Source organism: Cypionkella sp. (assembly GCF_030652235.1).
In the GTDB taxonomy this organism is placed as follows: Bacteria; Pseudomonadota; Alphaproteobacteria; order Rhodobacterales; family Rhodobacteraceae; genus Cypionkella.
In genome coordinates, this window is the sequence record NZ_JAUSBA010000016.1 from 84296 (window position 1) to 105388 (window position 21093).

25 protein-coding genes and 1 tRNA gene are annotated in these 21093 nt (G+C 61.8%); 15 read left to right on the plus strand and 11 right to left on the minus strand.

Annotation, left to right across the window (positions count from 1 at the left end; all coding sequences use genetic code 11):
• Window positions 1-72 precede the first annotated feature (72 nt).
• From Q7V03_RS04265 to rbsK, 3 genes are read left to right on the plus strand one after another with little or no spacing between them, the layout of a single operon-like run.
• On the plus strand, window positions 73-1125 hold the full coding sequence (locus Q7V03_RS04265; RefSeq protein WP_304924368.1) for an ABC transporter ATP-binding protein: 1053 nt from the start codon (window positions 73-75) through the stop codon (window positions 1123-1125).
• 57 nt (window positions 1126-1182) lie between these two features.
• Window positions 1183-1638 carry an RbsD/FucU family protein gene (locus tag Q7V03_RS04270; protein ID WP_304924369.1) on the plus strand — a complete coding sequence of 152 codons (456 nt, stop codon included), beginning with the start codon at window positions 1183-1185 and terminating at the stop codon, window positions 1636-1638.
• Between the two features lies 1 nt (window position 1639).
• Window positions 1640-2575 (plus strand): ribokinase, encoded by a 936-nt coding sequence (gene rbsK / locus Q7V03_RS04275; protein ID WP_304924370.1) that lies wholly within the window; start codon window positions 1640-1642, stop codon window positions 2573-2575.
• 225 nt (window positions 2576-2800) lie between these two features.
• On the opposite strand, the gene Q7V03_RS04280 is transcribed toward rbsK, so the two are convergent.
• From Q7V03_RS04280 to Q7V03_RS04295, 4 genes are read right to left on the minus strand one after another with little or no spacing between them, the layout of a single operon-like run.
• A complete protein-coding gene (locus Q7V03_RS04280) occupies window positions 2801-3322 on the minus strand; it encodes a 6-phospho-3-hexuloisomerase (RefSeq protein ID WP_304924371.1) in 522 nt (173 codons plus the stop codon).
• 38 nt (window positions 3323-3360) lie between these two features.
• Window positions 3361-4854 carry an FGGY-family carbohydrate kinase gene (locus Q7V03_RS04285; RefSeq protein WP_304924372.1) on the minus strand — a complete coding sequence of 498 codons (1494 nt, stop codon included), beginning with the start codon at window positions 4852-4854 and terminating at the stop codon, window positions 3361-3363.
• A complete protein-coding gene (locus Q7V03_RS04290; protein WP_304924373.1) occupies window positions 4851-5936 on the minus strand; it encodes a M42 family metallopeptidase in 1086 nt (361 codons plus the stop codon). The genes Q7V03_RS04285 and Q7V03_RS04290 overlap by 4 nt, the downstream gene beginning before the upstream one ends.
• Window positions 5936-6745: a BtpA/SgcQ family protein gene (locus tag Q7V03_RS04295; protein WP_304924374.1), complete on the minus strand. Its 810-nt coding sequence runs from the start codon at window positions 6743-6745 to the stop codon at window positions 5936-5938. The genes Q7V03_RS04290 and Q7V03_RS04295 overlap by 1 nt, the downstream gene beginning before the upstream one ends.
• A 92-nt stretch (window positions 6746-6837) precedes the next feature.
• On the opposite strand from Q7V03_RS04295, the gene Q7V03_RS04300 reads away from it, so the two are divergent.
• The gene (locus Q7V03_RS04300; RefSeq protein WP_304924375.1) at window positions 6838-7860 is read left to right on the plus strand and encodes an aldo/keto reductase; all 1023 of its coding nucleotides are present in this window, start codon (window positions 6838-6840) and stop codon (window positions 7858-7860) included.
• Window positions 7861-7983: 123 nt separating this feature from the next.
• On the opposite strand, the gene Q7V03_RS04305 is transcribed toward Q7V03_RS04300, so the two are convergent.
• On the minus strand, window positions 7984-8715 hold the full coding sequence (locus Q7V03_RS04305; RefSeq protein ID WP_304924376.1) for a GntR family transcriptional regulator: 732 nt from the start codon (window positions 8713-8715) through the stop codon (window positions 7984-7986).
• A gap of 52 nt (window positions 8716-8767) precedes the next feature.
• Between Q7V03_RS04305 and Q7V03_RS04310 the strand changes: the two genes are divergently transcribed.
• Window positions 8768-10291: a UxaA family hydrolase gene (locus Q7V03_RS04310; protein WP_304924377.1), complete on the plus strand. Its 1524-nt coding sequence runs from the start codon at window positions 8768-8770 to the stop codon at window positions 10289-10291.
• Window positions 10292-10413: 122 nt separating this feature from the next.
• Here Q7V03_RS04310 and Q7V03_RS04315 read toward each other — a convergent pair whose 3' ends face one another.
• A complete protein-coding gene (locus Q7V03_RS04315; protein WP_304924378.1) occupies window positions 10414-11787 on the minus strand; it encodes a phosphomannomutase in 1374 nt (457 codons plus the stop codon).
• Between the two features lie 128 nt (window positions 11788-11915).
• Between Q7V03_RS04315 and hisB the strand changes: the two genes are divergently transcribed.
• From hisB to Q7V03_RS04330, 3 genes are all read left to right on the plus strand, one after another.
• The gene (gene hisB, locus Q7V03_RS04320; RefSeq protein WP_304924379.1) at window positions 11916-12503 is read left to right on the plus strand and encodes an imidazoleglycerol-phosphate dehydratase HisB; all 588 of its coding nucleotides are present in this window, start codon (window positions 11916-11918) and stop codon (window positions 12501-12503) included.
• Window positions 12504-12592: 89 nt separating this feature from the next.
• Window positions 12593-13231 (plus strand): imidazole glycerol phosphate synthase subunit HisH, encoded by a 639-nt coding sequence (hisH, locus tag Q7V03_RS04325; protein WP_304924380.1) that lies wholly within the window; start codon window positions 12593-12595, stop codon window positions 13229-13231.
• Window positions 13232-14137 carry a glutaminase gene (locus Q7V03_RS04330; protein WP_304924381.1) on the plus strand — a complete coding sequence of 302 codons (906 nt, stop codon included), beginning with the start codon at window positions 13232-13234 and terminating at the stop codon, window positions 14135-14137.
• Window positions 14138-14288: 151 nt separating this feature from the next.
• On the opposite strand, the gene Q7V03_RS04335 is transcribed toward Q7V03_RS04330, so the two are convergent.
• The 3 genes from Q7V03_RS04335 to hisA form a co-directional block, all read right to left on the minus strand.
• A complete protein-coding gene (locus tag Q7V03_RS04335; protein WP_304924382.1) occupies window positions 14289-14597 on the minus strand; it encodes a phosphoribosyl-ATP diphosphatase in 309 nt (102 codons plus the stop codon).
• Window positions 14594-15355: an imidazole glycerol phosphate synthase subunit HisF gene (hisF, locus tag Q7V03_RS04340; protein ID WP_304924383.1), complete on the minus strand. Its 762-nt coding sequence runs from the start codon at window positions 15353-15355 to the stop codon at window positions 14594-14596. The genes Q7V03_RS04335 and hisF overlap by 4 nt, the downstream gene beginning before the upstream one ends.
• A 99-nt stretch (window positions 15356-15454) precedes the next feature.
• On the minus strand, window positions 15455-16174 hold the full coding sequence (gene hisA, locus Q7V03_RS04345; RefSeq protein ID WP_304924384.1) for a 1-(5-phosphoribosyl)-5-[(5-phosphoribosylamino)methylideneamino]imidazole-4-carboxamide isomerase: 720 nt from the start codon (window positions 16172-16174) through the stop codon (window positions 15455-15457).
• 132 nt (window positions 16175-16306) lie between these two features.
• On the opposite strand from hisA, the gene Q7V03_RS04350 reads away from it, so the two are divergent.
• The 3 genes from Q7V03_RS04350 to Q7V03_RS04360 all read left to right on the plus strand — a co-directional run bounded on the left by Q7V03_RS04350 (window position 16307) and on the right by Q7V03_RS04360 (window position 17877).
• Window positions 16307-16699, plus strand: a complete 393-nt coding sequence (locus Q7V03_RS04350) for a DUF2147 domain-containing protein (RefSeq protein ID WP_304924385.1) — start codon at window positions 16307-16309, stop codon at window positions 16697-16699.
• 63 nt (window positions 16700-16762) lie between these two features.
• Entirely contained in the window at window positions 16763-17635 is an 873-nt protein-coding gene (locus Q7V03_RS04355; RefSeq protein ID WP_304924386.1) for a DMT family transporter, read from the plus strand.
• On the plus strand, window positions 17626-17877 hold the full coding sequence (locus Q7V03_RS04360; protein ID WP_304924387.1) for an Ada metal-binding domain-containing protein: 252 nt from the start codon (window positions 17626-17628) through the stop codon (window positions 17875-17877). The genes Q7V03_RS04355 and Q7V03_RS04360 overlap by 10 nt, the downstream gene beginning before the upstream one ends.
• 38 nt (window positions 17878-17915) lie before the next feature.
• Here Q7V03_RS04360 and Q7V03_RS04365 read toward each other — a convergent pair whose 3' ends face one another.
• Together Q7V03_RS04365 and rlmB are read right to left on the minus strand one after the other, a co-directional pair.
• Window positions 17916-18350 (minus strand): CoA-binding protein, encoded by a 435-nt coding sequence (locus tag Q7V03_RS04365; protein WP_304924388.1) that lies wholly within the window; start codon window positions 18348-18350, stop codon window positions 17916-17918.
• A gap of 303 nt (window positions 18351-18653) precedes the next feature.
• A complete protein-coding gene (gene rlmB / locus Q7V03_RS04370) occupies window positions 18654-19439 on the minus strand; it encodes a 23S rRNA (guanosine(2251)-2'-O)-methyltransferase RlmB (RefSeq protein WP_304924389.1) in 786 nt (261 codons plus the stop codon).
• 131 nt (window positions 19440-19570) lie between these two features.
• On the opposite strand from rlmB, the gene Q7V03_RS04375 reads away from it, so the two are divergent.
• From Q7V03_RS04375 to Q7V03_RS04385, 4 genes are all read left to right on the plus strand, one after another.
• A tRNA-Tyr gene (locus tag Q7V03_RS04375) sits at window positions 19571-19654 on the plus strand.
• Between the two features lie 119 nt (window positions 19655-19773).
• The gene (locus Q7V03_RS23790) at window positions 19774-20097 is read left to right on the plus strand and encodes a DUF6538 domain-containing protein (RefSeq protein ID WP_370651073.1); all 324 of its coding nucleotides are present in this window, start codon (window positions 19774-19776) and stop codon (window positions 20095-20097) included.
• Window positions 20025-20879, plus strand: coding sequence for a tyrosine-type recombinase/integrase (locus Q7V03_RS04380; protein WP_304924390.1), 855 nt, complete (start codon window positions 20025-20027; stop codon window positions 20877-20879). Before Q7V03_RS23790 ends, Q7V03_RS04380 begins: the two co-directional genes overlap by 73 nt.
• 96 nt (window positions 20880-20975) lie before the next feature.
• On the plus strand, window positions 20976-21093 hold a 118-nt coding region (locus Q7V03_RS04385; protein ID WP_304924392.1), incomplete at its 3' end, for a transposase.

Sequence of the window (21093 nt, forward strand, 5' to 3'; positions counted from 1 at the left end):
GTTAGTATGATCAGCAGATAGACAGCGCCGCCCGGTATGACTATTCTTGCAGCAACAACTGGGGGGAACCACATGGCCGAAGTCACAATCCGCGATCTGCGCAAGGCTTATGGCGGGGTTCAGGTGATTCACGGCCTTAACTTGGATATCAAGGATGGCGAGTTTGTCGTGCTGGTCGGGCCTTCCGGCTGCGGCAAATCCACGCTTTTGCGCATGTTGGCGGGGCTGGAAGAGATTTCGGCAGGCGATATCAGCATCGGCACCGCCCGCGTCAACAACCTGCCACCCTCCGAGCGCGACATCGCCATGGTGTTCCAGAATTACGCCCTCTACCCGCATAAAACCGTCGCCGCCAACATGGGCTTTGCGCTGAAAATGCGCGGCATGGAGGCCGGGGCGATTCGCAGCAAAGTCGAACGCGCTGCCGAAATCCTTGGCCTGACCCCCTATCTCGACCGCTTCCCGCGCGCTTTGTCGGGTGGCCAGCGCCAGCGCGTCGCCATGGGCCGCGCCATCGTGCGTGACCCAAAGGTGTTCCTGTTCGACGAGCCGCTCTCGAACCTTGACGCCAAACTGCGCGTCCAGATGCGGACCGAGATCAAGGAACTGCACCAACGCCTGAAAACCACCACGGTCTATGTCACCCATGACCAGATCGAGGCGATGACCATGGCCGATAAAATCGTCGTCATGCAGGGTGGCCGCATCGAACAAGTCGGCGCACCCTTGGAACTTTACGACCGCCCCGCCAATATCTTTGTCGCCTCTTTCATCGGCTCGCCCTCAATGAACCTGATCGACGGCGTGGTGAAAGATGGCATGGTTGACGTTGACGGCGCGCGGCTTGCGCTGCCGCCCGGCTCCACCGCCACCGAGGGCCAGCAAGTCGTCTACGGCGTGCGCCCGGAAACCTTCACCGCCGGAAATGACGGCCTTGCAGGCACCATCGCAGTCGTCGAACCGACAGGGTCTGAAACCCATGTCGTCGTGCGCATCGCAGGCCGCGAAGTCACCGCCGTGTTCCGCGAACGCGTCAGCTTCCGCCCCGGCGAGACCATCACCCTCGCCCCAGACGCGACGCAATCGCATATCTTCGACAAAGCCAGCGGGCAAAGGCTGGCCTGATCGCGCCTTGACCACCGCATAAAATCCGGCGCAATTTGCGCAAAATGGGAGGGCAGCATGCTCAAAGGAATTGACCCGCGCTTGAACGCGGAAGTGCTGCATTGCCTGCGGGCGATGGGCCATGGCGATGTGCTGATCCTCGCCGATACCAACTTCCCGTCGGATTCGGTGGCCCGCGCCACGGTGACGGGCAAACTGCTGCGGATGGAAAACCTGACCTGCGCCGAAGCCGCGCAAGCGATCCTGTCGGTCTACCCGCTCGACACCTTCGTGCCAGACTTCGCAGGCCGCATGGAAGTCGTGGGCGCACCCGATGAAATCCCCGCAGTGCAGGCCGAGGTGCAAGCCGAAATCAATGCCGCCGAAGGATCCATTCGCCCGATGCAATCCATCGAACGTTTTGCCTTCTATGACATGGCGAAACAAGCCTATGCCGTGATCCAAACCGGCGAGCGCCGCTTCTACGGCTGCTTCATGTTCCGCAAAGGCGTGATCCCGCCAGAGGCGCAATAACATGAGCAACCCCGCAAAACCCATTGTCATCCTTGGCATCTTCGTCGCCGACACCGCTTACCGCGCCGCCCGTCAGCCCAAAATGGGTGAGACGATCTTGGGCAATTCCTTTGTGCTGGGGCCGGGCGGCAAAGGCTCGAACCAAGCCGTTGCCGCTGCGATGGCAGGCGGTAAAACCCATTTCATCACCCGCCTAGGCGATGACGCCTTCGCCGAAATCGCCCGCTCGACTTGGGCCAAGGCGGGCGTGATCCCGGAAGTCAAAATAGACGCCGAAAGCTACACGGGGGCCGCCTATATCTTTATCGAAGAAGCCACCGGCAACAACGCCATCATCGTCTCACCGGGCGCCGCTGGCCGCGTCTCGGTGCAAGATGTTGAAGAAAAAGCCGACCTGATCCGCTCTGCCGCGATCTTCGTCACACAACTGGAACAACCGATTCCCGCCGCCAAACGCGCGCTGGAAATCGCCCGCGCCGCAGGAGTGACGACAATCCTAAACCCCGCCCCCGCCGCCACTTTGGGCGACGATATCTTGGCCCTCTGCGATTACGTCACCCCGAATGAGACCGAAACCGAGGCCCTGACGGGTCTGCCGGTGACAACGATTGCGCAAGCGGAAATCGCGGCCGAAGCTTTGCTGGCTCGCGGCGTCGGCGCCGTGGTGATGACGCTTGGCGACAAAGGCGCGCTCTACCACGACCGCACCCGCTCGGTGCATGTTCCCGTCATGTCGGCAGGCAAAGTCGTGGAAACCACCGGCGCAGGCGACGCCTTCAACGGCGGCTTTGCGGTGGCGCTGTCGGAAGGCCGCGACGTGGTGGAAGCGGTGCGGTTCGGCTGCGCCACAGCAGGGATTTCGGTCACCCGCGCAGGCACAGCCCCCTCGATGCCATCCCGCGCCGAGATCGACGCGCTGCTGGCGAAAAACGCCTGAGCCCTAGGCTGGCGCAGGAGCGCGCCGCGCGGGAGTATTTCAAAAAGAGCAATGCAAAGAACCCATATTTGCTCTTTCCAAAATACTCCCCCCGGAGGGTTCACCCCCTGCCAACGCCGATCCGATTTGAAATCTTCTCCCCCGAGCACAGGTTAACAAAGTGTAGATCTCTGCACTCTAACGGCTTGATTTCCCTAAGATACCGCCTCTGTCCACGCGTGAACATCACTCCATATTAGTATGCCGCGCCCGCATCGCTTCCGCAGGCTCGCCCTTCATGTCCCGCAGCCGCAGAACCATAATTTCAAACACCAAAAACATCGCTCCCTCAAACAGCGACCCCATCGGCAGCACCGATTTCCCGCGCACATCCCGCGCCCCCAGATCACTGGCCATCGTCTGCGCCGGAATAACCAAAACCTGATCCGCCAGCGCCAGCGAGGCCCCCGAACCCTCCGCCGTCACCATCAAAACCCCCGCCCCCGCAGCCCGTGCCACCCCCGCCAAAGCCGTGACGGTCGATAACTCCCCCGGCCCACAGGCCACGAAAAACAAATCCCCCACCCCCAGCGGGGGTGCTGCCAGATCGCCCTGCATCGAAACCGCAACCCCAAGATGATAAAGCCGCATCGCAAATGCGCGCATCATCAACCCCTCACGCCCGCAGCCATACAGCATCACCCGGCGCGCGCCCAAAATCCGCGCGCAAGCCGCCTCCACCGCCACCGCATCGATAAGGTCAGCCACCGCGCCCAGCTCCGCCAGCGCCCCTCGCATCCGATCCTTCACACCCCGCCCCCCAATTCCTGCGCAATATCGCGGCTTTGCTGATAAAGCCGCTTCCACAGCGGATATTGTCGCGCGTAGACCGCTTCGGCCACAGGCTGCACCACCCGCGCCACCGGATTCCATTCGCTGATCTGCTCCGGCAACACCCGCCCCACTGCCACCGCCGCCAGAAACGCATCGCCATAACTCGCGCCGATGGTTTTCTCTGCCACGATCTGCGGCACGCCACCGATATCCGAGGTGGCCTGCATCCAGACCGCGTTCTGCGTCCCCCCGCCCACCGCCAACACCCGCACAGGCTGCGCCCCGAGTTCGCGGCACACCTCCATCACATGCGCCGTGCCCGAGGCGATGCCCTCCAGAACCGCGCGAAACAGGTCGCCCCGGCTGTGCGTCAGGTTCAGCCCAAAGAACGCCCCCACCGCCTGCGGATCATGGATCGGCGTGCGTTCCCCCGAGAAATACGGCAGGCACAGCAGGGCCCTCGCCCCCTTCGGGCTATCAGCCGCCTCGCGTGCCAAAACCCCAAACGCGCCTTCACCCAATTCGCGCGCAAACTGGTCACGGAACCAATGTGTCAGCGTCCCCGACGTCGCCAGCCCCGCCATCGAGGCATGTTGGCCGGGATAAAGCCAAGGCGCATACCACATCCGGGGGTCGCGTACCGGAAGCGCTGTAAGTTGGATGATGAAGATGGTCGAGCCATACATCATCATCATCTCGCCGGGGTCTTTCACCCCCACCGAAACCGCCTCTGCCGCCGCATCAATCGTGCCAACCGTCACCGGAGTGCCCACCGCCAGCCCCGTTTCCGCCGCCGCTTGCGCTGTCACATGGCCCGCAATTTCCGTGCTCCAGGCAAGGCGCGGCAGGCGGTTCAACGGGATGATCTCGGGGGCCAGTTCATCCGTCCAAGCCAAGCGGTTCACATCATACAGGGGCGAGAAATTCGCCGCCGTGTAGTGGTCGATCACATAGTCCCCGGTCAGCTTCCACGTCAGATACGGTGTGGCCGACAACACCATAGCCGTCTGCGCGTAAATCTCGGGGCGCTGCTGCCGCAGCCACAGAATCTTTGGCCCCACCGATTGCGAAGTCAGCGCATTGCCGCAGCGCGCCATGATCAGATCAGCACCAATCCGGTCGGTCAGCTCGGTGATCTGTGCCGCCGCCCGCGTGTCCACGCCATAGAGCACGCCATTCATCAGCGGTTTGCCCGCCGCATTCACGGGCAGCATACAGGGGCCAATGGCCGAACAGGCAACCGCTGCGATCTCCTCAGAGTTTACTTGAGCATCACGCAGCAATACTCTGGTAACAAAGACAAAATCACCCCACCAATCTTCTTCGGCGCGATGCTCGGCCCAGCCCGATTGCGGCACCAGCATTTTATGCGACCGCGTGGCTTGTGCGATGATGGCACCCGAGGCATCCACCAGCACGCCTTTGGTCTCGAACGTGCCAATGTCAACGCCAAGGGTGTAGCTCATCGCGGCCTCCGGCTTAGATCAAAGCCGGGGCCAATCTGCGACAAAGCTTGTTCCAATAAATCGACCATCCCCGAAAGATCAGCCATATCCAGCACTTCCAAGGCAGAGTGACTGTAGCGCATCGGGAAACCCACGTCCAAACACGCAACCCCCTCGGCCCCCATGAACTGGATGTAAGACAGATCGGTCAGCGCCCCGGTATGGGCGGAACGTTGCAGCGGCAGCCCCCGCGCCACTGCGGCAGTCTCGAACAGCTTAACCAGGGCGGGATGCGGAATAACCCCGTTCAACGTGCCGCGCCCGTGGAACGAATACAACGAAATCCCCGGCCCGCCGCCCAATGTCACATCGCCGCGCTGGGTCATATCCGGCGTGTCGCAGGCCAGCAGCAGGTCAATCTGCAAAGCAATATCGGGTGCGCAAGCGGTCGCCGCAGGGAGGATGCCGCGCAGGTTATATTCCTCTTGCACCGACCAGACCAGATGCACCGTCGGGCCAGATCTCCGCCCCACCAGCCGCCGCCCGAGATCAATCAGCGCCGCGCAGCCCGCCCGATCATCCACCGAAGTGCCCGCCAACCGATCGCCCGCCAGATTTATCACGCGGGGAAGATAGACCACCGGGCAGCCAATTTTTACCCCCGCCGCTTCGGCCTCGGCGCGGTTGGCAAACCCCGCATCGACATAAAGCTCGGCATAAGGCACCACCCGATATTTCTCCTCCGGCGTGGTGGCGTGGTGGCTTTTGTTGGCGATCAGTCCCGGCAGATCACCCTGTTCGGTGCAGATCAGCACCGCCTGCGCCGCCAAGGCCCGTTCTGGCACCCCGCCCAGCCGTTCCAGCCGGATCAGGCCAGAATCTTCCACCTTGCGAATGATAAAGCCCAACTGGTCCATATGGGTGAACACCATCACCGAAGGCGCCGCAGGGTCACCCGGCAAGGTCGCAATCAGATTGCCCAGACGGTCGCTGCGATGCGCAAGGCCCAAGCCGTCAAGATGCCGCGCGATGCAGCCCGCCACCCGCTCCTCATACCCCGACAGGCCGGGGATCAGCATCAATTCGGTCAAAAGCGCGCGCATCATACTCCCCGCACCGCGCGCACGCGGTCCATGAAATCGCGCGCACGGCCTGCGTCCACCGCTGCCCAAGTATCGCCGCCGTGCTTCAACGCCGAGCCGACAATGCAGCCATCCGCCACCCGCAGCACTTCTGCCACCGTGTCATGCTTCACCCCGGTATTCGCCAGCACGGGCGTATGGGGCAGCACCCGCTTCACCGCCTCCAGATCGACCATCTTAGCCGCCTCACCCGTGATCGCCCCTGACACCAACACCGCATCGGGGATCGAGGAAAACACCGCAGAACGCGCCCGATCCGGCAAAGACCGTGGGTCCAAAGATCCGGCGAACTCTGCCGAAACGTTATACAATTTCGCCACACCGCCCGCGCCAATCCGCTGACCATAGCGCAAAGCCGCCCCCGCGTCGGGTGCCCAGACCCCCATATCGCTGGCATAGGTTCCGGTGAAAATCTCGCGCACAAACGCCGCCCCGGTCGCGGCTGCCAAAGCCATCGTCGCCATCGGGTCCCACAGCACATTGACGCCAAACGGCACAGCAATCTGCCCCCGCAACCGCCCAATCACATAACCCATCGTCACGGTGCTGGCGGGGTCCACCTTCAACTCATAGGGTCGGTCATTCTCATTGCCAAACATCACCGCATCAAAGCCCGCCGCCTGCAGCGCCGCCAAATCCGCCAAGGCCCCCGCAATAATCCCCTCTACCCCGGCCAGCGGATCATGCAACGGCGTCCCCGGCATCGCCCCCAGATGCACCATCGCAATCACCGGCTTCTTCGCCCCAAACACCTGCGCAAAGCGTGTCATAAAAACCCTCCCGTTTTGCAAAGGCTAGCGCGAAAGCCATTGGCCGAAAAGGCAAAACATACTAGCATGTCAGTTAAAATCAGGGGGCGAAGATGCGGATCAGACACTGGGATCGTTTGGGCAATGGCGGCTTGGATTTCACCGAACTGGGCTTTGGGGCAGCACCCATCGGCAACCTCTATCGCGCAATTTCCGAGGCAGACGCCCAAGCCATCCTGACCCGCGCTTGGAAGGCAGGCGTGCGCTATTTCGACACCGCCCCCCTCTATGGGCTGGGCCTGTCGGAAACCCGGCTGAACCATTTCCTGCGCGGCAAACCCCGCGACACCTACATTGTCTCTACCAAAATCGGCCGCCATCTGCGCGCCTGCCCGCCCGATCAGCGCGACGGCATCGGAAAATGGTTCGAGGTGCCCGCCCGGAATGAAGTCTATGACTACAGCTATGACGGCGTGATGCGTTCGCTGGCATCGTCGCTCGAACGCACCGGTCTTGACCGCATCGACATCCTTTACGCCCATGATCTGGATGTCGCCAACCACCGCTCGCAAGCGGGGCTGGATGCCAAACTGTCCGAGTTCATGTCCGGCGGCTACCGCGCCCTGCTAGAGCTGCGCGACCAAGGCGTGATCAAAGCCTTCGGTGCCGGGGTGAACGAATGGCAACCCTGCCAATGGCTGCTGGAGCGCGGCGATTTCGATCTGTTCCTGCTCGCAGGCCGCTACACCCTGCTGGAACAAGCGCCGCTGACCAGCTTCCTGCCGCTGGCCCAAAAGCGCGGGGTCGGCATCGTCATCGGCGGCCCCTACAACTCCGGCATCCTCGCCACCGGGCCAAAACCCGGCGCATTCTACAATTACGACCCCGCGCCAGAACACATCCTCGCCCGCGTCACCGCCCTGCAAACCGCCTGCGCAGCCCATGGCGTCCGCCTTGTCGATGCCGCCTTCCAGTTCCCTTTGCGCCATCCGGCTGTGGTCTCGATGATCCCCGGCGGTCAGGGCGTGGCCGAAATGGACAGCAACGTGATAGCGGCACAGACCGAGATTGCGCCCAGTCTCTGGGCCGATCTGAAGGCCCAAGGCCTGCTGCATTCCGACGCGCCAACTGACTAAACTTTGATTAAAATTTGCCTTCATCTTGGCGAAAATACTCCACGGGGGAAGCTGCATTGCTGCTTCAGCAATGCGGCGCGGGGGTGTGAAAACCCCGTGTTTCGCTCTCAGCAGACCGCCCTCTCAAGGATTAAACAACTCCGGGTGGCTGCGCTCCAACGGCTCCAAATACGTCACCAATTTGCGCAAATGCAGCCGCATCGCCGCCCGAGCAGCCGCTGGATCACGCGCCTCCAGCGCCGTCACAATCGCGCGATGTTCCTCCAATGTCGCCTGCACCCGGCCATCGACCGGCAGCACCAATCGCCGCGCCCGCTCGACATGCACCCAAGCGGTTTCCGCCACCGCCGACAGCTTGCGATAGCCGGTAAAGCTGCGGATCAACTCGTGCATCTCGCCGTCCAACTGATAAAATCCCGGAAAATCGCCATCGGCCAGCAGCGCCGCCTGCACCGTGATGTTGCGCCGCAACGTCACCAACTGCTCATCGCTGATATTGCCCGCGACCATCTCTATCGCCTGCAACTCGATCGCCTCGCGCAGAAACGCGCCTTCGCGAATTTCGGCCATCGAGAACCGCGCCACATAGGTGCCGGCTTGTGGCACCACATCGACCAGCCCTTCAACCGCCAGCCGCGCCACCGCATCCGACACCGGGCTGCGTGAGACGCCCAATTCGGCACAAATCTCGGGCTTGCGCAGGATTTCACCGGGGCGGTAACTCAGCGATAAAATCGCCTGCCGCAAGGTCTGATAGACCCTCGCGCCCAGCGATCCCGAGAACGCTTCAAGCGGTTGCAAGCGGTGATTTTCCGCGATCGGGTCTTGTGAGAGGGTATCATCGGACTGTAACATGCTAACATGTTAGCCGAGCCAGGCCTCGGGATCAAGCAAAGGTGACAGCGAAATGTTACAAAGCAATCAAAGTGTGATACGGTTGAATCCAGCCGATAATCTGGTGATCGCCTTGGTCGATCTGCCTGCGGGCGCACAACCGGGCGGTCTGGACACCCCGACCACCCAACCGATTCCCCGTGGTCATAAAATAGCCACCCGGCCGATTGCGGCGGGCGAACAGGTGATCCGCTACGGCCAGATCATCGGTCAAGCTTTGGTTGATATTGCCCCCGGCGCGCATATCCATGGCCACAATCTTGGCATGGGTCCACATACCGACGATTACGCCATCGGCAGCGAAAGCCATGCTTTGCCCAGTCTGCCGCCGCGTGAATTCATGGGCTACCACCGCGCCGACGGCCAAGTCGGCACCCGCAATTACATCGGCATTCTCACCTCGGTGAACTGCTCGGGCTCGGTCGCCCGCTTCATCGCCGAGGCGGCCGAGAAAGACCCCGTCCTGTCGGCGATGCCGAATATCGACGGCTTTGTGCCGATCGTGCACAACACCGGCTGCGGCATGTCGGGGGTGAATGAGGGGTACGACACCCTGATGCGCACCCTGAAAGGCTATGCGCGAAACGCCAATTTTGGCGGCATCCTGCTGGTGGGTCTGGGTTGCGAAGTCATGCAAGTGCCGGACCTGGTCGGCCAAGGCCGTTTGCGCCCGGATGGCAATTTCCGCTACATGACCATCCAGCAAACCGGCGGCACCCGCGCCACCATCGCGGCAGGGCTAAAGGTTCTGCGCGAAATGGCTGAGGTCGCGAGCCACACCGCCCGCGCGCCCGCCCCTGTCTCCAAGCTGATAATCGGTCTGCAATGCGGCGGATCGGACGGCTATTCGGGCATCACCGCCAATCCGGCACTGGGGCACATGTCCGACTTGCTGGTGCAGATGGGCGGCACCACGATTCTGTCGGAAACCCCTGAAATCTACGGCGCCGAACACCTGCTGACCCGCCGCGCGGTGTCGCGCGAGGTCGGCGAAAAACTGCTGGAGCGCATCCAATGGTGGGAAGACTACACCGCCCGCAACGGCGGCGAGATGGACAACAACCCCTCCCCCGGCAACAAGAAGGGTGGCCTGACCACCATCCTTGAAAAGTCACTGGGCGCTGTGGCGAAGGGCGGCACCGCGCCGTTGGTTGGTGTGTATAAATTCGCAGAGCCCATCACCACCCCCGGCTTCACCTACATGGACAGCCCCGGCTACGATCCCTGTTCCGTCACAGGCCAGATCGCTTCGGGGGCGACGATGATCATCTTCACCACCGGGCGTGGATCGGTGTCCGGCTACAAACCCAGCCCCTGTATTAAGCTTGCGACCAACAGTGAAATGTATGCCCGGATGTCGGAAGACATGGACATCAACTGCGGTGATATCCTCACAAACGGGGTGAGCATCGCCGCGAAAGGTGCTGAAATCCTTGAGAAAGTCATCGCCGTGGCTTCCGGTGCGCGCACCTTCTCCGAAGACCTCGGCTTTGGCGGCGCCGAGTTCGTGCCGTGGCAAATCGGGGCGGTGATGTAAGCGTCCAAACCCTGCTTAGGCCGCAAATGCCGGAAGCCTCCGGCGGGAGTATTTCAAAAAGAGCAAAACCCTTCGGGGCTTTCACATTGGCTCAAATATCCCCGCCGGAGGCATCCGCCCCCTTAGCCGACTGCCCCGATCAAAGCCGAAATCTCTGCCACGGCCTTTTCCACCAAATCCACCCGCCCGCGCGATTCCACATTCAACCGCAGCAACGGCTCGGTGTTTGATGCGCGCAAATTGAACCGCCACGCGCCAAACTCCAGTGACAGCCCGTCCAGATCATCGCGCGCCAGCGCTTTCGGTGCATAATCCGCTTCAATCCGCGCCACCGTAGCCTTGGCATCCTTCACCCGAAAGTTGATCTCACCCGAAGACGGAAATGCCGCCCGCCGCGCCGCCAGCAGATCGGCCAGCGAAAGCCCCGAGCGCCCCATCAACTCCGCCACCAACAGCCACGGGATCATGCCGGAATCGCAGGCCATGAAATCGCGGAAATAATGATGCGCCGACATCTCGCCGCCATAGATCGCGCCGGTGTCGCGCAACGCCTGCTTCAAAAACGCATGGCCCGTCTGCGCCGCAACCGTTCGTCCCCCCGCGCGGCCCACCACATCCTGCGTGTTCCAGATCACCCGCGGATCGTGGACAATCGTAGCCCCCGGCTCTTTCGCCAAAAACACTTCCGCCAACAACCCCACCAAATATTCCCCGGCCACAAAACCACCGCTCGCATCGAACAAGAAGCAGCGGTCGAAATCACCATCCCAAGCCACGCCCATATCCGCGCCTGCCGCAACCACCGCCGCAGCCGTCACCGGCTGGTTTTCCGGCAGCAGTGGATTCGGGATGCCGTTCGGAAAACTGCCGTCCGGCTGATGGTGCATCCGCACAAACTCCAGCGGAGCCCCCGCCAAAGCCAAAGCCTTGGCAATCGCATCAAACGTCGGCCCCGCCGCGCCATTGCCCGCGTTCACCACGATCTTCAAAGGCCGCAGCGCGCCCAGATCGACAAGCGACAACACCCGTGCGACAAACTCCGCCCGCACCGCAGAGGCATCCACCACCGAGCCCCCCGGCAACGCCTCAGCAAATGCACCGCTCTCCGCCAAAGCCTTGATCCGCGCCAGCCCCGTGCCCGCGTCCAACGGAGCCGACCCCCGCCGCACCAGCTTCATGCCGTTGTAATCCATCGGATTGTGCGAGGCCGTCACCTCAATGCCACCATCCGCGTCCAGCGCCGTGGTGGCAAAATACATCTCCTCGGTGCCGCAAAGGCCAAGGTCCATCACCTCAACCCCCGCCGCGACCAGCCCTTCGGCCACTGCCGTCGCCAGCTCCGCCGACGAGGCCCGACAATCCTGCCCCAGCACCACGCGCTTTGCGCCCAGCCCCTCAGCAAACGCCCGTCCGATGCGCCGCGCAATATCGCCGGTCAACTCCTCCCCCAATTTGCCGCGAATGTCATAGGCCTTGAAGCAGGTATACGCTGTCATATCACACCAAATTGCCGCCAAATATCCGCGCCACAATAGGCACCTTGTGGCAAAGGTCCAGCAGCCAAAGCCTTTCCAAACCGCCCCCCCCGCCCTATAAGGCCGCAACCCTGACACCGGAGCCCGCGATGCGCACAGCCGAGATCACCCGCAATACCAATGAGACCCGCATCGCCGTGGCCATCAACCTTGACGGCACCGGCCAAGCCAAGATCAAAACCGGCATCGGCTTCTTCGACCATATGCTCGATCAACTCGCCCGCCATTCGCTGATCGACCTCACCGTTCAGGCGCAGGGCGATCTGCACATCGACGATCACCACACGGTTGAGGATACCGGCATCGCCTTGGGCCAAGCCCTGACCCGCGCCTTGGGCGACAAGAAAGGCATCCGCCGCTACGGCCATTTCCGGCTGGCGATGGATGACACGCAGGTCGCCTGCGCGCTGGATCTGTCCGCGCGGCCCTTCCTCGCATGGCACGTCCCCTTCACCGCCGCCAAAATCGGCACGTTCGACACCGAACTGGTGCGTGAATTCTTTCAGGCACTGGCCACCCATGGCGGCGTCACCCTGCATGTCGATCTGATCCACGGCCTCAACAGCCACCACATCGCCGAAGCCGCGTTCAAAGCCGTCGCGCGAGCCTTGCGCGAAGCGGTGGAGCCTGACCCCCGCATGGCAGGCGTCCTGCCCTCCACCAAAGGCGCACTCTAACTCCTGTTTTCTGCCCTTCAGGTCATCCTCTCTGCTCAAATATCCTCGCCGGAAGCACCCCACGCTTCCGGCAGAACAGGCCCGTCAAAATGCTCACCGTCCTCGTAGACTACGATTCCGGCAACCTGCACTCGGCTGAAAAGGCGTTCCAACGCATGGCTACGGAGTCCGATGCGGGCGAAGTGCTGGTCTCCTCGCGCCCCGAGGATGTCGCCCGCGCCGACCGCATCGTGCTGCCCGGTGACGGCGCCTTCCCGGCCTGCCGCCGCGCCTTGGGCACCTACGGCGGGCTGTTTGAGGCCATTGAGGAAGCCGTCACCACCCGCGCCCGCCCCTTCCTTGGCATCTGCGTCGGCATGCAGATGATGGCGACATGGGGCCGCGAATATGAAGACACCAAAGGCTTTGCGTGGATTCCCGGCGAGGTGGTGAAGATCACCCCCGCTGACCCCAGCTTAAAAGTCCCCCACATGGGCTGGAACGACCTCATAATCGACCACCCGCACCCCGTGCTCGCAGGCCTCAAAACCGGTGACCACGCCTATTTCGTGCATTCCTACCATTTCCGCGTGCAAAACCCCGCCGAACGCCTTGCCCATGTCGATTACGCGGGCGAGATCACCGCGATCATTGGCCGCGACACCATGCTGGGGATGCAGTTCCACCCCGAGAAATCCCAAGCCACCGGCCTGCGCCTGATCGGCAATTTCCTGCGCTGGAAGCCATAGATGCAGGACCTGCTCGACCAGATCGCGGCCGAGATGGCGCAAGCCACAGATCGCGGCAAAGTCGCCAACTACATCCCAGAATTGGCGAAAGTCGACCCGCAGCACTTCGGCATCGCGGTCGCGCTACCCTCCGGCGAGACCCTCACCGCAGGCGATGCCGCCACACCATTCTCGATCCAGTCGATCTCGAAAGTCTTCACCCTCGCCATCGCCTTGGGCCGCTTGGGCGATCAGATCTGGGCGCGTGTGGGCCGCGAACCCTCTGGCCTTGCGTTCAACTCGATCCTGCAGCTGGAACAAGAAAACGGCATCCCGCGCAATCCCTTCGTCAATGCGGGCGCGATCGCCGTCACCGATGCCATCCTGCAAGGTCGCCAACCGCGCGAAGTACTGGCCGAACTGTTGCGCTTCATCCAAGCCGCCGCCGAGGATGACACCATCACCATCAACCAAGCCGTGGCAAAATCCGAACAAGCCACCGCCCACCGCAACATCGCTTTGGCCGAGTTCATGGCCGCGATGGGCAACCTGCGCAACCCCACAGCCCTCGCCATCGGCACCTATGTCCACCAATGCGCGGTTGAAATGACCACCAGCCAGCTCGCCCGCGCTGGCCGCTTTCTGCTCGGCGCCCCCGGTTGCCCGAAACTGGTGTCCATCGCCCGCATCCGCCGCATCAACGCGCTGATGATGACCTGCGGCCACTACGATGCCTCCGGCGAATTCGCTTACCGCGTCGGCCTGCCCGGCAAATCCGGCGTCGGCGGTGGCATCCTCGCCATCGCCCCCGGCAAAGCCTCGATTGCGGTCTGGTCGCCGGGTCTCAATGAGTATGGCAATTCCAAACTCGGCTCGATCGCCGTGGAAAAACTGGCACGCGGCATGGGCTGGTCGGTGTTTGGTTAAAACCCGAACGTCCCTCACAATTTCATCTTGGCCTAAATACTCCCGCCGGAGGCTTCGCCGCATCAGTCCGCGCAATCGTTAAAAATCTCTTAAATCGAGATCACAACCCATTGTTATTGTTCGCTACGCCCCAAGGTCCCAACTCGGGACCCTACCGCGCCGCCTTCTCGGCAATCCCCGAGACCCCCTCGCGCCGCTCCAGTTCCGCCAGAACATCCTCCAGAGATACATCCCGAGACGCCAACATCACCAGCAAATGATAGACCACATCCGCCGCCTCCGAGGTCAGCTTGACGCGGTCCCCCTTCACTGCCTCGATGATCGCCTCAATGGCTTCTTCCCCGAACTTCTCCGCACATTTCTCCGGCCCTTTGGCCAGCAGTTTCGCTGTCCAGGAACTTTCCGGATCTGCCGATCTGCGGGCCAAAATCGTCTCGCTCAAGCGTTCCAAAGCGCTCATGTCAACCTCATCGGAATACCCGCCGCCGCCATGTGCTGCTTGGCCTCGCCAATCGAAAACTCGCCGAAATGAAAGATCGACGCCGCCAGTACCGCAGACGCGCCACCCTTGGTGACGCCCTCCACCAGATGCTCCAACGTGCCCACGCCTCCGCTCGCAATCACCGGCACCGACACCGCATCCGACACCGCCCGCGTCAGGCCCAGATTGAATCCCGCCCGCGTGCCGTCGCGGTCCATCGAGGTGAGCAGAATCTCCCCTGCCCCCTTGGCCACCACAAGCCGCGCAAATTCCACCGCATCAATCCCGGTGGCTTTCCGCCCGCCATGGGTGAAAATCTCCCACTTGCCGGGGCTGACGGTCTTGGCATCAATCGCCACCACAATGCACTGCGACCCAAACCGATCCGCAGCTTCCGCCACCACATCCGGGTTCGCCACCGCCGCCGAATTGAACGACACCTTGTCCGCCCCCGCCAACAACAGCGCCCGCACGTCTTCATGCGTGCGCACCCCACCACCCACCGTCAGCGGCATGAAACAAGCCTCGGCGGTCCGCGTCACCAGATCAAACATCGTGCCGCGGTTTTCGTGGGTGGCGTGAATGTCGAGAAAACACAACTCATCCGCCCCCGCCGCATCATAGGCCCGCGCGGCTTCCACCGGATCACCGGCATCGCGCAAAGATACGAAGTTCACGCCCTTGACCACACGGCCATCGGCAACATCAAGGCAGGGGATCAGGCGGGTTTTGAGCATTTTGGAACCTTAGCGCGGCGGCTGTTCGGTGGAAAGGGGGCGTTCCCGCCCCCTCGGCTTCGCCTCACCCCCTGAGGATATTTGAGCACAGAGGATGACCTAGAGGCTCAGGGCTTTCAGCGCCGCGCTGAGATCAATCGCGCCATCATACAGCGCGCGCCCCGAGATCGCCCCGGCAATCACACCGGTGTCGCGCAGCGCGATCAGGTCTTCCATCCGCGAAACCCCGCCCGAGGCGATCACCGGGATCGTCACCGCCCGCGCGAGGGCCTCGGTCGCATCGATGTTCGGCCCCTGCATCGCACCATCGCGGTCGATGTCGGTGTAGATAATCGCGGCCACCCCTGCATCTTCAAAGCTGCGCGCCAGATCGGTGACTTTCACCGTGGTTTCCACCGCCCAGCCTTTGGTCGCGACGAAACCTTTGCGGGCGTCGATGCCGACGGCGACCTTGCCGGGAAACGCCTTCGCCGCCTCGCGCACCAGATCCGGGTTCTCCACCGCCACCGTTCCCAAAATCACCCGCGACAGGCCCTTCTCCAGCCACATCGCAATCGTCGCCATGTCGCGGATACCGCCGCCCAACTGAGCAGGCACGCGCAGGCGGGCCAAAATCGCCTCAACCGCCGCCGCATTGACCGGCACACCCGCGAAGGCCCCATTCAGATCGACCAGATGCAGCCAAGCACAACCCGCGTCCTGAAACTTCAGCGCTTGCGCCGCAGGATCATCGCCGAACACCGTGGCCGCTGACATCTCGCCACGCAACAGCCGCACGCACTGGCCGTCTTTCAGATCAATCGCCGGGTATAGGATCATCGCAGCCTCCGTATCTCTGCCGCAGGCTTTAGGGTGCTGCGGCGCGATTGCCAAGACCCGCGCGACCCGACGTCAGTGTTGATTTGCCCAAAATTGCGCGCAAACCTGTGACAGACTTTGAGGGAGGAAACCATGCTGAAGACACTGATACTCGCCGCCACGCTGGCCCTTGGCGCCGGCGCGGCTTTCGCCGACCCGGTAGAGGGGATTTGGAAGACCAAGCCCGATGACAATGGCAATTTCGGCTATGTGCAGATCAAGCCCTGTGGCGCTGCCTTTTGTGGCACGCTGATCAAGGCGTTTGATTCCGCAGGCAAGGAAAAACCTAGCGAAAATATTAGCAAGAAGATTGTCTGGGATATGGTCGCCTATTCGGATGGGCTTTACGACGATGGCCAGATCTGGTCGCCGGATCGCGACAAGATCTATAACTCGGACATGACTCTGGCGGGTAACAAGCTGTCGGTGCGGGGTTGTGTGTTCGGGATTTGCCGCGATGGTGGCACCTGGAGCCGGGTGAAATAGCATAAACCGGGTCGCCTTTGTCGGGCGACCCGGATTATCTGGCGGCCAGAATAGGAGCCGCTGATGTCTGCTAAAGATTGGACTCGTCTGGCGATCCTGTCCCTGCTGTGGGGCGGGTCGTTCTTCTTTGTGGCGGTGGCACTACAAGGCCTGCCGACGCTGAGCGTGGTTTGGGCGCGCGTTGGGCTTGGTGCCGGGTTTCTGGCGCTGGCTTTGTGGGTCAGTGGCACGGCATTTCCGAAAGGCATTCCGGTGTGGCGCGCGCTGGCGGTGATGGGGCTTTTGAACAACGCGGTGCCCTTCACGCTGTTTGTGTTGGCGCAGGGACGAATTTCTGGCGGCATGGCCTCGATCCTGAACGCGACGACACCGCTTTGGGGCGTGCTGCTGGCGCATCTGTTGACCGAGGAAAAGATCACCATCCCGAAGGCGGCTGGGCTGACCTGTGGCTTTGCGGGCGTGGTGGTGATGATGGGCGGGGCTGCTTTGGCGGATATCTGGGCCAGCCTTGCCTGTCTGGGGGCAGCGTTTTCTTATGGGCTGGCGGGGATCTGGGGGCGGCGGTTTCGAAGCTTGGGGGTGCCGCCGCTTGCCACCGCCTTTGGGCAGGTGATGTCGGCTGCGGTGATGTTGCTGCCGATTTGGCTGCTGGTAGATCGGCCGTGGAGCCTTGCCGTGCCGGGGCTTCTCATCATCGGGGCGGTGCTGGCGATTGCGGCGTTTTCCACGGCACTGGCTTATCTGATCTATTTTCGGCTGCTGGCGTCAGCCGGGCCAACCAATCTGCTGTTGGTGACATTTCTGGTGCCGGTGTCGGCTTGCCTGCTGGGGGCGGTGTTTCTGGGGGATGCGATATCGGGGCGGCAGTTGGCAGGGTTTGGGTTGATCGCGGCGGGGTTGGTGGCACTGGATGGGCGGGTCTTGAAATGGCTTTGACAGACGGGCGCGAGGCCGGGGATCAGGACTGGCTGGACGTGCTGGGTAAGGTCGCGCGGGCGGGGGTTTATGGGGTGGCAAGCACCGGGATTTATTGCGATTTCGGCTGCCCGTCGCGCACGCCGTTGCGGAAGAATTTGCGGATTTTTGCAGCCGCAGAGCAGGCCGAGGCGGCTGGCTATCGGCGGTGTAGGCGCTGTGCGCGTCGAGGTGTCCCCGCGTGGACAGAGGTTTCACCTTGATAAAAACAACAGGTTACGGGTGCGACGTTTACCGCTTGTTAAGATTTACGCACAGTGCCGAGACGGGGAATTTCGATGGCGGGGCAGCGGTTCATGATCGCCGTTACCCCACGGGCTTCCGCGCGCTTGGCAGCCTCGACATCTGTCACGCCCAGCTGCATCCAGACGGCTTTCAGGTTCGGGAAAGCCGCCAAAGCCTGATCCACCACGGCACCCGCTTCCTCAGATCGGCGGAAAATATCCACCATATCAACCCCGTCTTCAATCTCGGACAGGCTGGCGCGCACCACTTCCCCCAAGGCGATCTGACCCGCCTGCCCCGGATTGACCGGGATCACCCGATAACCCTGCTGCGCCAGAAACCGCGCCACGCCGTGGCTTGGGCGGTCTGGGTTTGGCGACCAGCCAACAACGGCGATGGTCTGCACTGCGCTTAAGATATCGCGGATTTCGGCATCGGTGCTGTGCAGCATGGCAGGCTCCAGAATGTAGGCTGCGGATAAAAAGACGTCCGGGTCACAGGATCAACCCGTGGGCCGGACGTCAAGGTGTGGAACGAGGGACAGTAAACAGGCACCGCGAGAGTTCCGGCTCGCGTAGTTATGATATGGATACCACAGCAGCGAATTTAAGAGGCGGTCGCGCATTTGTGATGATGCAGTTGCGGCAAAGCCTTGGGGGCTAGCCACCCACGCCGTTGGTTTCTCGAACCATTGACGAAACCAACGACCACCCAAGGATATCTGCGCGCAAAAGATAACAGATTTAGATATAGTTCAGCGCGTGGCGGCAGCGTAGAGGCCCACGGCGGCGGCGTTCGACACGTTGAGGCTGCCAAATTCGCCCACGAACGGGATGCGGGCGATCATATCGCAGGTTTCGCGGGTTTTTTCGCGCAGGCCGGGGCCTTCGGCGCCCAAGACCAAAGCAACCGGGCGCTTGCCGACGCTGACCATCGCTTCGGACAGCTCCACCGTGCCGTCGCCATCAAGGCCGATCAGGGTGTAGCCCATGGCTTTCAACTCCAGCATCGCCTCGGCCAAGTTGGTGACTTTCAGGTAGGGTTGCCGCTCTAATGCGCCGCTGGCGGTTTTGGCCAAAGCCCCGGTTTCGGGGGCGGAATGGTGGCGGGGGGCAACGACAGCCCGCGCGCCAAACACCTCGGCCGAGCGCAGGATCGCGCCGACGTTGTGCGGGTCGGTGACGCGGTCCAAAAGCACGATCAGCGGCTCACCCGCGCCCGAAATTGCGACATCGGCCAGCTTGCCCCAGTTCAGCGCCTTGACTTCAAGTGCCGCGCCTTGATGGACCGAGCCTTCGTCGATCGGCACCGAGAAACTGCGCGGATCGGAAAGTTCTGGTTCCATCTTGGCGAAGGCCACGGCCTCTTCCAACTTGTCGAGGGCGTTCTTGGTGACAACCAGACGGATTTTTTCGCGCGCGGGGTTCATCAGGGCATCGCGCACCGCATGCAGACCAAACAGCCAGACGGTTTCGCGCGCTTCCGCGCGGCGGTTGCGTTCTTTATCCACCACCCAAGTTGGTTTTTTGTCGCCCGACATCGCGTTTCAGCCCCCGTACATCCGGACGCGACAATGCGGGCTGCGGGGTTTGGGCGCAAGGTGAAAGCTTTCAGAAATCCCGCTTTCCGCCCTTGACGCCCCCGCGGCCCTTGGGTAATCACCGCCGCAGTGGGCGATATGCTGCAAGGTGCGGCAGCGGACTGTAACTCCGCCGAGGCGACTCATGCTTGGTTCGATTCCAAGATCGCCCACCATCTAAAATCAATGGCCTACGGCTGGTTCGCAAGAACCAGCCGGCCATCGAAGCCAAAAGTGCTGAGTGTTTTGCTGCACACCCTTCTAAACACCCTCCCTTGATTATTTGGCGATTCCTGTGCATTTCTTGCACACGGAAATCAAGAAACGCGGCAATATATACCAACTCGTTCAACGTGTCCCCCGGCGCTACCAGCCGGTAGAGGCGCGCGAAACCGTTTGGATCAGCCTGCACACCGACAGCGAAACCGCTGCCAAGGTCAAAGCGCCTTTAGCTTGGGCGCAGATGATTGAGGCATGGGAAGCGCGGTTAGCTGGCGATTCCCCCGATGCAGAATCTCGCTTGAAGCGGCCAAAGAACTCGCGGCGATGCGGGGCTTTCGCTACCTGCCCGCTGCCCGCGTGGCAAAGCTGCCTCGGGAAGAACTGTTGCAGCGCATAGAAGCCGTCCAGACCTCGGGCGATGCACCTGTAAAGACCGAAGCGGCTGCGATCTTGGGCATGGTGGCAGAACCTGCGATCACCGTTTCCCGTGCGCTAGAATTGTTCTGGACGCTGGCTAAGGCCAAGACTCTCGGGAAGTCAGAGGCGCAGGTTAAGAAATGGAAAAGCCCGATCAAGCAGGCGATCCGCGACTTCATCGCCGTGATTGGCGATAAGGCGTTGCATGAAATAACCCGCGATGACGTTCGGTCGTTCCGCGACTGGTGGCTTGAACGCATCGAAACGGAAGACCTGAACCCGTCCAACGTGAACAAGAATATGGATCACTTCGGCAAGGTGCTGAAACTGGTGAATGAGGAAAAGCGCCTTGAACTGGTGCTGCCCCTTGGCGGGCTGCGCTTAGAGGAAGGCGAAAAGAACACTCGCCCGCCCTTCTCGGAGGACTGGATCAAGAACGAACTCTTGAAGCAGGGTGCATTGGATGGGTTGGACGCCGAAGCGCGCGCGATTTTGCTGATCATGGTGAACACCGGCGCGCGGCCTTCCGAGATACGCGCCCTCACAAAAAGCACGATCCACCTTACATCCAATGTTCCACACATCAGCATCGAACCGGATGGTCGAAAACTGAAAACCAAACATGCGCGCCGGAAAATTCCGCTTGTGGGTGCCAGCCTAGAGGCCATACGTGGCTTCGCAGAGGGCTTCCCGCACTACCGGGAAAGCGAAGGGCTATCGAAGGGCATAAAGCGACTACATGACAGCGAACAACCTGCGTGAGACGCCCGCCCATAGCCTCTATTCGCTTCGGCATTCTGAATAGCCCCTAGATTTGTAGACGCCTTGCTTGGTAATTTTGGAAGCAAGGAGGACGAGATGTCCGCAAACAAATTCACAGACGAGTTCAAGCGCGATGCAGTGGCCCAAGTCGAGGATCGGGGCTATCCTGTGCGCGAGGTTGCCGAGAGGCTTGGGGTCAGCACCAAGTCGATCT

What these genes read in the sequence shown, in the direction of transcription:
- Q7V03_RS04265 (WP_304924368.1), top strand. Translation starts at nt 73, where the DNA reads ATGGCCGAAGTCACAATCCGCGATCTGCGCAAGGCTTATGGCGGGGTT.
- Q7V03_RS04270 (WP_304924369.1), top strand. Translation starts at nt 1,183, where the DNA reads ATGCTCAAAGGAATTGACCCGCGCTTGAACGCGGAAGTGCTGCATTGC.
- rbsK (WP_304924370.1), top strand. Translation starts at nt 1,640, where the DNA reads ATGAGCAACCCCGCAAAACCCATTGTCATCCTTGGCATCTTCGTCGCC.
- Q7V03_RS04285 (WP_304924372.1), bottom strand. Translation starts at nt 4,854, where the DNA reads ATGAGCTACACCCTTGGCGTTGACATTGGCACGTTCGAGACCAAAGGC.
- Q7V03_RS04290 (WP_304924373.1), bottom strand. Translation starts at nt 5,936, where the DNA reads ATGCGCGCGCTTTTGACCGAATTGATGCTGATCCCCGGCCTGTCGGGG.
- Q7V03_RS04295 (WP_304924374.1), bottom strand. Translation starts at nt 6,745, where the DNA reads ATGACACGCTTTGCGCAGGTGTTTGGGGCGAAGAAGCCGGTGATTGCG.
- Q7V03_RS04300 (WP_304924375.1), top strand. Translation starts at nt 6,838, where the DNA reads ATGCGGATCAGACACTGGGATCGTTTGGGCAATGGCGGCTTGGATTTC.
- Q7V03_RS04305 (WP_304924376.1), bottom strand. Translation starts at nt 8,715, where the DNA reads ATGTTACAGTCCGATGATACCCTCTCACAAGACCCGATCGCGGAAAAT.
- Q7V03_RS04310 (WP_304924377.1), top strand. Translation starts at nt 8,768, where the DNA reads ATGTTACAAAGCAATCAAAGTGTGATACGGTTGAATCCAGCCGATAAT.
- Q7V03_RS04315 (WP_304924378.1), bottom strand. Translation starts at nt 11,787, where the DNA reads ATGACAGCGTATACCTGCTTCAAGGCCTATGACATTCGCGGCAAATTG.
- hisB (WP_304924379.1), top strand. Translation starts at nt 11,916, where the DNA reads ATGCGCACAGCCGAGATCACCCGCAATACCAATGAGACCCGCATCGCC.
- hisH (WP_304924380.1), top strand. Translation starts at nt 12,593, where the DNA reads ATGCTCACCGTCCTCGTAGACTACGATTCCGGCAACCTGCACTCGGCT.
- Q7V03_RS04330 (WP_304924381.1), top strand. Translation starts at nt 13,232, where the DNA reads ATGCAGGACCTGCTCGACCAGATCGCGGCCGAGATGGCGCAAGCCACA.
- Q7V03_RS04335 (WP_304924382.1), bottom strand. Translation starts at nt 14,597, where the DNA reads ATGAGCGCTTTGGAACGCTTGAGCGAGACGATTTTGGCCCGCAGATCG.
- hisF (WP_304924383.1), bottom strand. Translation starts at nt 15,355, where the DNA reads ATGCTCAAAACCCGCCTGATCCCCTGCCTTGATGTTGCCGATGGCCGT.
- hisA (WP_304924384.1), bottom strand. Translation starts at nt 16,174, where the DNA reads ATGATCCTATACCCGGCGATTGATCTGAAAGACGGCCAGTGCGTGCGG.
- Q7V03_RS04350 (WP_304924385.1), top strand. Translation starts at nt 16,307, where the DNA reads ATGCTGAAGACACTGATACTCGCCGCCACGCTGGCCCTTGGCGCCGGC.
- Q7V03_RS04355 (WP_304924386.1), top strand. Translation starts at nt 16,763, where the DNA reads ATGTCTGCTAAAGATTGGACTCGTCTGGCGATCCTGTCCCTGCTGTGG.
- Q7V03_RS04360 (WP_304924387.1), top strand. Translation starts at nt 17,626, where the DNA reads ATGGCTTTGACAGACGGGCGCGAGGCCGGGGATCAGGACTGGCTGGAC.
- Q7V03_RS04365 (WP_304924388.1), bottom strand. Translation starts at nt 18,350, where the DNA reads ATGCTGCACAGCACCGATGCCGAAATCCGCGATATCTTAAGCGCAGTG.
- rlmB (WP_304924389.1), bottom strand. Translation starts at nt 19,439, where the DNA reads ATGTCGGGCGACAAAAAACCAACTTGGGTGGTGGATAAAGAACGCAAC.
- Q7V03_RS04380 (WP_304924390.1), top strand. Translation starts at nt 20,025, where the DNA reads ATGCGGGGCTTTCGCTACCTGCCCGCTGCCCGCGTGGCAAAGCTGCCT.